The sequence below is a fragment of the Spirosoma sp. genome (assembly GCF_048594605.1).
Classification (GTDB): Bacteria; Bacteroidota; Bacteroidia; order Cytophagales; family Spirosomataceae; genus Spirosoma.
Map to the genome: position 1 here is coordinate 1 of NZ_JBMDWV010000153.1, position 9986 is coordinate 9986.

Genomic DNA, 9986 nt, shown 5'->3' on the forward strand with positions numbered 1-9986 from the left:
CTGACCACTGCTTTGGGCCGCGAATCCACTCGGCACCATAGAGATTCGACGGTAACGAACGGAAGGCTGTTTTGTCGTCGGCATATTGTTTGGTCCCCGTATCCAGCCATGTTTGCACCGACCACTCATTCGTTTTGCCAGCTATACGCAGATTGTCGATCAATGGCGTTGGTGACAGTCCCGGTTTGATCGCTGGATTTGCTGTAGAAATGGCAATGGCTGAAATAAGCGCCTGTCCGGCGGCTACGTGCGGGAATGAAATGATTAACTTCCCTCCTGTTACGTGCGCCACTACCGTCTTTTTCAGGGCTTTGTCGTGCCCGGCTTCTTTCCAGATATCAACATTACGTAGCATCGTCTGGCCATTGATCGCTACGTCGAAAAGCCGCCAGCCGGTGCAATCCAGGCCACCGCCCGTTCCCAGCCAGGGCTCAGCAAAATAAAGTTCAACCTGGTAATCGCCATCGGGCACGGGGAACGTGTAGCGCAGCTTCTCCCGACCGTAGCGAAACGTCTGAAAAAGTGGCCAGTCGGCGGTACCCTGAATCGGGTCATGCGTCCGGCGCTGGCTGGCGAAGAAAGCGGGCATTCCGGGGTAATCCTCTGTCCAGGACGTAGAACTCCAGGTTTTCGGATTGCTTCCCGACCGATCCGCCAGCCACGTATTACCCTGTTTGTCAACGTACTCCGGACCACCACAATTGACCCGATACAAATAGTTCTGAGATGGTTGCGGTGACGTAATGGGTTTGGCATCCGCCAGAAACTGGTCGAAATGGGGCGCTTCGGGCAGATGGTTCAGCACGATATAGTCACGCGCTACTTCGCGTCCGCTGACGTAGCCAACGGCATACAGTACGTTGTAGTTGATGGGCACGTTGTCCCACTGAAAATGCGTTCCAATGCCCTGCCGCTTCCGTTTTCCCAGCGATACCGAACGAACATCGTTAAAGAGTTCGACTTCGTCACAATTGGAATAAACCGTAATGCTGTCTTTCGTACCTGTCGTCATCCAGCGGTCGGGCCAGGTATGGGAGACGATGTACACCATCGGCTCCGTTCGTTTATCGGCGTAGTTGGCCCGGAACATATAATACGCATCCAGCGGCTCTTCCCAGGGCGTCAGCAGTCCTTTGTAATTGACCGGCCCGATACGGTCGAGTTCCCGCAGCCCTTCGCCCCCCTGCACCCGACCGGGATTGTCGTGCGAGGTAAACAGCCAGAAGAATTGCCCGGCAGTTTTGGTACGTACCGACTCGGCCAGTCTCACTTTCAACTCCATCAGCTGCGTCATGCGATCCTCACTCACGACGCTGGTTTGCGTAAATGAGCCTTCGGTATGCAGATCGGCCGTTCGCCAGGCGCCATATTCGCCCACCAACACCTGCCGCTGAATATCGTCGGCATACGTATTGGGATCACCGCCATAGGTGCCGGTCCAGTTCTGTGGTACGTCCCAGTCCGTGCCGGAGCCGCCGTTGCAGGTCGTTACTTTGCGTTGCGAGGAAGCCGTTGGATCGAGCTGCCGGATCAGTTGCGTACACTCCTGTGCGAAATCGGCGGGGAGTTTGCTTTCGTTCTGCAAACCCCATAGCACCACCGATGGGTTGTTACGTCGCTCCCGAACCCACTCGGCCAGTAACGTTTTGAAGTTTTTTCGGAAATCGGGCGTATCGTACCAGACGTGGGCAGAAAGCTGCGTCCACCACAACACCCCCAGCGAATCCCAGGCGGTCTGGTAGCGAAGGTTATGCGGCTGGTGAGCATCCCGAAACGCATTGAATCCGGCCGCCTTGATCTGCTGCACCCGCGACCGAATCTGTTCTGTACCAAAGGCATGACTTTTGCCGAGCAGATGCTCGTACTCGGCGATACCGTTGATGTATACGGGCTTGCCATTGAGCAGAAACCGATTTTCGCCGGGTGCTTTCCCGATCTGCCAGCTAATCCACCGAATGCCGTAGGGCGTCGTCAGCCGATCAATTGTCTTGCTGTTTTGAACCACCTCCGTCACCAGCGTGTACAGGTACGGATCATCCACCGACCACAAATGTGGATTCGCTACAATCGGCGGTTGCTGGTTCATTTGCAATCGCTCGCCCGGCCGAATCGAAGCACTTTTCCGCTGTTCAAAAACCGTTGCGCCTTTCCGGTCAATCAGTCGATTGATCAATGCTACGTTCTGGACGGAGTTACCGTAGTTTTTGAGCTCGGTTTCAAGATGGAGCTGCGCTTTCGCCGACGTAACGGTCGAATCGTTCCAGATATGCACACCGAACGGTTCGATACGTACTGGATTGGTAATGAGCAGATGTACCGGCCGAAAAATGCCCATCGGCTGCGAACCTTCCGAGAAACCACGATCGTCAGAACAACCGCCACACACCCAGGGTAGGTCATTGATCATAGCCGGATGATCGGCCCGAACAGCGAGTAAATTCGGTTGTTTTCCTAGCCGGATCGCGTCTGTTACGTCAAGAGTGAACGTAGTACGTCCCCCGGCATGATAACCTACTTTCCGACCGTTCAGCCAGACCGTCGCATACGAACCAACGCCTTCATAATACAGAAAGTAGCGCTGACCGTTCCATTGCGGTTTAACGGTAAACGATTTTCGGTACCAGGCATACCCATGCCGGTTGCCGTGAACCAATCGCCGGTACCCGTTATAGTCGTCCCAGTTGTGGGGTACTTCCACGACTTTCCAGTTGTTGTCCTTAAAGGATGGCTGTTCAAAAGCCGGGTAAGCCTGTTGGTTATCGGCGGCTACAGTTCGCCAATTCGCATCCAGCGAAATATCCTGCCGAAGTGTTGGTTGCGCCAGGCAAAAATACCACCCCAAAAGCAGGTTAATAAAAAGTATGATTTTCATAATAACGTCAAGCCCTTCAGCGGCCCATACCAAAGACTTATTGAGACAATACTTAAGCCGCCCCTTAGATTCGTTTCAGATTTCCATCCAGCCGGTACGTTTTTCCTTTTTCTGTTGGCAGTTGAATCTGCCTGTCGCCGTAACGTAGCACGCAGGGCTGACCCGCCTTCGACGTCACATCAACTCCACTCAGTTGTCCGTTCTGCCAGCGGATGTTCAGCACAAAGCCGCCCTGCGCGCAGATTCCGTTGATATACCCTGTTGGCAATTCGGACGGGAGCGCGGGTAAAAGATCAATTGTTTTTCCCTGACTCTGCAACAGCATTTCGCCGATGCCACTGGCGCCCCCGAAATTGCCGTCGATCTGAAACGGTGGGTGTGCGTCGAACAGGTTCGGATACGAGCCGCCACCCGTTGTGCCTTCGGGCGAAATGGCCGGACGGAACAGCAGTTTCAGCATGTTGTACGCGTGATTGCCATCGCGGAAGCGTGCCCAGAAATTAATTTTCCACGCCAGACTCCAGCCCGTTCCTTCGTCGCCCCGCTCCAGCAATGATTGTCGGGCGGCTTTCATCAGGTCGGGCGTATCATCCCACGTCATGTCGGTGCCAGGGTGAACGCCCCACAGATGCGATACGTGCCGGTGATGGTCATTGGGGTCGTCGACATCCTGAAGCCACTCCTGCAACTGACCGTGTTTGCCAATCTGATTCGGCGCAATCTGGCTGTACATGGTTTTCAACGTATCGCGGAACGTAGCGTCGGTGTTCAGGGCTTCGCTGGCTGCCATGCAGTTTTTGAACAGATCGCGGATAATCTGATGATCCATCGTCGGCCCAGCCACCAGACCACCATGTTCGGGCGAGTTGGACGGGGTACTGATGAGCCAGCCGGTTTTGGAATCTTTTACCAGAAAATCGACGAAAAACTGAGCGGCTTCTTTCATGACCGGATACGCCCGTTTTTGCAGAAAATCCCGGTCCTGCGTATATCGATAATGTTCCCACAAATGATGCGACAACCACGCGCCACCCGTTACCCAGATGCCGTGGTTTGATGCGTTGATAGGAGCTGTTCCGCGCCATACATCAGTGTTGTGATGCAGTACCCAACCCCGCGCATTGTAGTGCGCTTTCGCCGTTTTTCGCCCCGATTCAACCAGCTCGTCAATGGCTGAGAACAGCGGTTCGTGGCAAGCCGACAGGTTCAGCATTTCGGCGGGCCAGTAATTCATTTCCAGATTGATGTTCGTGGTGTATTTACTGCCCCAGGGCGGAGTCAGCAGATCGTTCCAGATACCCTGTAAGTTAGCTGGTTGCGACGGTAACGCACCAGCGAACTGATTATTGCGGCTGGGCCGGGAACTTGAAATCAGCAGATATCGACCATATTGCAGGTACAAGGCTGCCAGCGCTGGGTCATGCGATTTCTCGAAACGTTGTAATCGCTCGTCGGTCGGAAGAGCTTCGTTAGGCGAAGCACCCAGGTCGAGCGACAACGTATTGAAATAGGTTTGATACTCGCGAATGTGATCCGCTTTGATGGCATCGAACGATTTGCTACGTAGCGCCTGTAGTGGTTTCTGGCTCAGCGTGGCCAGATCGCCAGAAACGTCTTTGTAGGTTTTGAAATTCGTTCCTGCTGTCAGAAAGAGCGTCGCTTCGTCGGCATCGGCAATGACCAGCTTATCGCCCACTACGTTGACCTTGCCTTTCTTCGTCTGGATACGTAGTAAGCTTTCGCCCCGCAGCGCGCCGTTTTTCACCTGAACCGATAGCGCAATTGTTTGATTATCAACGCTACGTACTGACGACTGCTGATGCGGACTAGCCAGCGTAGCCTCAAAATTGATCTGGCCCGGCTTACCGGCGGTCAGATGAACCGCCATCACCTGATCGGGCGCGCTGGCAAGATACTCGCGGGTGAAGCGCACGCCATCTGACGTATACGTAACACGCGAAATAGCTTTTTCGAGATCCAATTCAAAGCGATAATTGGTCGCTGGCCCCTGCTTGCTGAACCGTAGCCACAGATTACCAAACGGCTGATAATCGGCCTGATAGCGCGGAGAAGCGGGTGGATTATTGTCCTGAATCCAGTATCTGAACGGTTTGCTCAGTGGCACACCATCCGTCGGTTTCTTTCCAACTGGATACACTACAAACGTCGGCTGGCCGGTTTTCACGCCGATAAATCCGCCCTTATCGAACAGATTAATCACCTGAATCGCCAGTTGGTTTTTGCCGATACGTAGTTTGCTGGCCGGAATCGTGTAGCGCCGATTTTTGGCGATGCCTTCGGAGGTACCAACCAGTTCGCCATTCAGGTACGTAAAATCCTGATCGCGGATTCGGCCCATGTCTAGCACTACGTCCTTACCGGCCCAGGCTTGCGGCAACTCAAACGTAGTACGAAACCAGACGGCTCCATCCAACCCCTCCAGCCCGGCCCTTTCCCAACCCTCAGCCGTTGGTACGTTCATCGTCTTCCAGTTGCGCTCGTCGAACGTAGCAGAAATCGGACTCGTCTTTTCGTTGGGCAGGTTTCGGACGCTGGCGAACCAGGCGTTTTTCTTCGGCTCGTAATCGGCTTCGTTGCTACGTCGCCCCATGAAGTGCTCTTCGGCCAGTTTTTCGGCTTCGGCCTGTTTCCCATAGGCGATCAACTGCCGAATTTGTGGCAGATACGTAGCTGCGCCTTCGCGCTGGTACTCACGTGGTTCGCCCGTCCAGAGGGTTGCTTCGTTGAATTGAATCTGGTCTTCCAGAATGCCGCCGTACACCATCCCACCGATACGGCCATTACCAATCGGTAATGCTTCAACCCACTGATTGGCAGGCTGTTTGTACCATAACTTCAGCGACTGTTTAGCGGGCGGTTGCGCCTGAGCGTCACGTAGTAAACAGAATAGTAAAGCCAGCAGAAAAAAAGCACAGCGAGCCATAAATACGAATGTTTTTAAAATGCTTTAATATGCTCGTCCGCGATACTATCGCGGATGCTCGAGAACCGCGTCTGTGACGCGCAACATAGTAAATTCAACTGAATCGCGTCAGAGACGCGGACCTCAGTCATCCGCGATACAATCGCGGACGAGCTAATGAAACGTTACGTATAACGCAATCATCACCACCGTCAACGCAACCCACGCAATCCAGACAGTTTGGGTGGGCTTTGCGGCTGTACTACGTTCTGTTTCCTCTGCTACGTAAACCGTTGGATTTTTGTCAAACAGCGAAATCAGTATGGCGGCCACTAACAGCACAGCAAAAATGCTGAACGACAACAGTAGATAGTGCGGCCAGAAGGCGTACTTGTCGGGTGGGAATACCCACAAATACAAAACGCCCACGCCCAGACTAAACGCCGAACCTATTGATAGAACGATATTTACGGCGCTACGTGTCGTCCGTTTCCAGAAGACGGTCAGCAGAAAAACGACGGACAAGGGCGGAGCAATGAACCCCAGTACCGACTGAAAGACATCGAACAGATTCAATCCTTTAATGCTGTCGATGGCGAGCGCCATGCCAACCGCAAATACGCAACCCGCTATAACAGTCATTCGCCCAACACGAACAAGATCCTGATTGCTGGCATTCGGGTTGATTTTCTGAGCGTACACATCCATCGTAAACACCGTACTGAGCGAATTCAGCGACGAGCCGATTGTACCGACCAGCACCGCAATCAGGACCACAATCACCAGCCCGTTCATGCCCGGCGGAAACAGGTTCGTGACCATCGTCATGTAGGCTTCGGCGGGATCTTTCAGATTCGGAAAGAGAATAAAACAAAGAATACCGGGGAGGATGAACAGCGGCAGCGACAGAATTTTGAGCCAGCCAATAAAGTTGACGCCCAGTTGCCCCTGCTCCAGATTCCGCGCGCCCAGCACCGATTGAACCATCGCCTGATCGGTACAGAAAAACGCGATGGCGGCCACCGGATAGCCGAGCAGAATAGCGGGCCAGGGGTATTTGGTATCGCTGGCCGGATGAATCAGACTCCAGTAGTCGGCCGGAGCTTTCTCAAAAACGGCGTCTAAACCGCCCACTTTATTGATGCCCAGGATGGTGAGCGTGAGTGATACGCCAATGAGCAGCAGCATCTGAAATACGTTGACGCGGGCAATGGCTTTCAGTCCGCCCGTGTACGCAAACAATCCGGCAAACAGTACCAGCACAATCACCGACTGCCACATTGGAATGCCCAGGATCTGACGAACCAGAAACCCACCCGCAAACAATCCGAGCGACAACCACGAAATCAGGATTTTGATCAGTGCGTACCACGCCAGGATCGTTTGGGTCGATTCGCCGTAGCGTTTTCCCATAAACTCGGGCATGGTCATTACGTTGGCAGCCAGGTATTTGGGCGCAAAAACAATCGCCAGCAAAAACAGAAACACGAACGCGTACCAGTCGAAATTAATGGCGACGATACCGGTGCTGTAGCCGATACTCGCAAACGCCAGCAGCATCGACGGTCCGACGTTGGTGCCCCACATGTTGAACCCAATACTCGCCCACCCCAGCGATTTGTTCGCCAGAAACAACGTATCGTCGGTCTGCCCTTTTTTCGGCCGACTGGCCCGGTAGCCAATGATCGCCAGAATGATCAGGTAAGCCAGTACGATACCGTAATCGAGTAGGGTTAACCGGTCGGTGATGTTATTCATGGTTTAGGAAAAATCTTCATCAGCGCTGTCAGGTTTGAGAACCTGACAGCACATTACAGCCCGAACTCACTCAATACGTCCTGCACCTTCACCGGCTGGCCGGTTTGGAGGGATTTATCCATCGCTTGCAAAAGTGCTACGGTGCCGATGCCTTCGCGAATGTCGGGGTAAGCCGTTTGACCAGTTTCCAGACACGTAGCGAAATAATCGAGGTAGTTCTGGTACTCGCCCGCGTGGTGGCTTTTGCCTTCAAACCGGAAGTAATGCTTCAGTTTATGCTCCCAGGTCTGCACAATTTCTTCGCCCGTATTGGTCGTAATAGCGTAGCGCAAATCCATGTAATCGGCCTGCGAGCAACCTTCCGTACCACGTAGTATACAGCTCATTTCAGAGTCGCGGACGACGGGTTGTACGGGACCGGTGTACGCGCCACTTACGCGAGCGATACGCCCGTCGGTAGCTTTGAAAATGAAGTGCATCGTATCGGCGTTTTTCAGACCACCTTTCCGGCCGTTCGAACTAAGCATGCCGTAGCCCATCACCTCGTCGATGTTCGGCAAATACCAGCGAATGAAATCAACCGGGTGACTCAGGCCGCCGTACAGCCACTTGAATGCGTTTTCCAGCGACCAGCCTTTGGCCAGAAACCAGCGGTGATCGGCGTGGTAATACCCTTCAATCGTGATCAGTTCGCCAATTAAGCCCGCTTCAAAATCACTACGTTGCTTTTTCATTGGCTCGAAAAAGCGGGAACTCTGTCCGACAAATACTTTCTTGCCTGTTTTCTCGCTAACGTCGATCAATTCTTTCGCCTTCGACAGATCGTCAATGAACGGCTTCGTACAAACGACGTGCTTGCCGTGCAACATGGCCTGTCTGGTATGTTCGGCGTGGAGGTGATCGGGCGTATAAATGGCGATAACGTCGATGGTTGGATCATCGAGCAGGTCCTGATAATTAGTCGTATAGCTGTGAAAATCAAACTCTTTTTCCCGTTGCCGACATAGTTCCAGTTTCTGATCACATACTTTGACCAGTTCATAATTCGGGCTCGACAATGCCGCCGACATTGTGCTACGTCCCTCCCCTAATCCTAAAATACCTAATCGTAACATGTTTTTTTTGTAAATGCGTTGCTTTGTCATCCCGACGCAGGAGGGATCTCATGTTTCCTGACACTTGAGATCCCTCCTGCGTCGGGATGACAAAAATTCTACGGAGTTTTCTTCAATTCCACCCAAACCTCGCCCGGTTTTGTACCTAAAATTCCCTGCTGATACTTTTTCATTCGGGCGTTCCATTCATCGACGCGTGGGTTATTTTCCGTTGTCTTTGGGTTGAGTTTGTCTAAGCTTTCGCCTTTCGGAATACTGATCACCAGCATCAGTTGCCGTCCATTTCGGTAGAGAAGCAGTTGCTGAAACTTGGCGTTGCAGAATCCCTTCGACACTTCCGGCCACTTCTCAAACTGCGTCGCATGATAGTCCAGATACTCCTGCTGAAGTTTCGGGTCAGCAGCCAGATTGGCGGTTAAAATCGTGTGTTCCCATTCGCCCGTAGTTGGACCGGTTGCGCAATGACTGCGGTTGAACTCGTAGAACAGATCGTAATAAGTTTTGACATTCGCCGTTGGAAAAGCTGATTTCAACCGTTCGCTCAAGACAAAAACATCCTGCACTTTATCGAAAACAACGTAGTGATTTTGCCACTGATACACCGCGTTCGGATTGACCTTACTTTTTACCAGAATCGCGTTTAGCGTCTGTTTATCAAGTGGTTGATTATTGCTGGTTGTCAACTCGACAATAACCGGATTTTCTTTATTGATGCGCCAGTTGGCGTCCATCGGCGCCTTTTCACGTAGCAGATGCTGATACGTCGGTTGCAGACCGGCTTTCGTTCGAATGCTGTCCGCTACGTTCGGGCCGTTACGTTCCCAGACGTTGTTCGGGCCATTGGCGTTTTGCAGGTATTTTTCGGACGGTGTCCAGTTGTCTTTGATCGTGAAATACGACGAACCTTCGTCGGTGTAGAGGTAAAACCAATGCGCGGGCAAATGGGCGTAAGGCGCTTTGTAGACGCTGTCGATGTCGTTTTCGAAAATGGTCGAGCCGGGTTGCGCGGAGAGGGTGTAAATGGCGGCTGCATCGTACATGTGTTTAGCGTAGCGATGAATTTTGTTGGCCGTCACCCGATTGTTGCGCATGGCGTTGATGGTACGTGTCCAGCCCCAACCCATGCTGATTCCGCTATAGCCAACTTCGCTGATGTCGTTATGCTCGATGCTGATGCCGCGAACATAACCCGCACCGATGCCCACAGCGCCCCAATCTTCGTTTGTTACGTCTGTAATCAGGTTGTTGCTGATGGTCAGGTTCGTACAAACTTCGCGTTCGTCGGTCGGGTTATAGGGCAAATGAATTTCCGTTGCTT

5 protein-coding genes are annotated in these 9986 nt (G+C 52.8%); all 5 read right to left on the reverse strand.

Annotation, left to right across the window (positions count from 1 at the left end):
- A partial coding sequence (locus ACOJS8_RS09790; protein ID WP_420148356.1) for a malectin domain-containing carbohydrate-binding protein occupies positions 1-2872 on the reverse strand: 2872 nt, incomplete at its 3' end.
- A gap of 64 nt (positions 2873-2936) precedes the next feature.
- A complete protein-coding gene (locus ACOJS8_RS09795; protein WP_420148357.1) occupies positions 2937-5816 on the reverse strand; it encodes a glycosyl hydrolase family 95 catalytic domain-containing protein in 2880 nt (959 codons plus the stop codon).
- Positions 5817-5969: 153 nt separating this feature from the next.
- Complete coding sequence (locus tag ACOJS8_RS09800) at positions 5970-7553, reverse strand: sodium:solute symporter family transporter (protein ID WP_420148358.1); 1584 nt, start codon at positions 7551-7553, stop codon at positions 5970-5972.
- 53 nt (positions 7554-7606) lie between these two features.
- Positions 7607-8668 (reverse strand): Gfo/Idh/MocA family protein, encoded by a 1062-nt coding sequence (locus ACOJS8_RS09805; RefSeq protein ID WP_420148359.1) that lies wholly within the window; start codon positions 8666-8668, stop codon positions 7607-7609.
- A gap of 98 nt (positions 8669-8766) precedes the next feature.
- Positions 8767-9986, reverse strand: a 1220-nt coding sequence (locus tag ACOJS8_RS09810) for an L-rhamnose mutarotase (RefSeq protein ID WP_420148360.1), incomplete at its 5' end; no start/stop codon positions are given.

Bases quoted from the DNA above. Each gene is read 5' to 3' on its own strand.
- ACOJS8_RS09795 (WP_420148357.1), bottom strand. From the start codon at position 5,816: ATGGCTCGCTGTGCTTTTTTTCTGCTGGCTTTACTATTCTGTTTACTA.
- ACOJS8_RS09800 (WP_420148358.1), bottom strand. From the start codon at position 7,553: ATGAATAACATCACCGACCGGTTAACCCTACTCGATTACGGTATCGTA.
- ACOJS8_RS09805 (WP_420148359.1), bottom strand. From the start codon at position 8,668: ATGTTACGATTAGGTATTTTAGGATTAGGGGAGGGACGTAGCACAATG.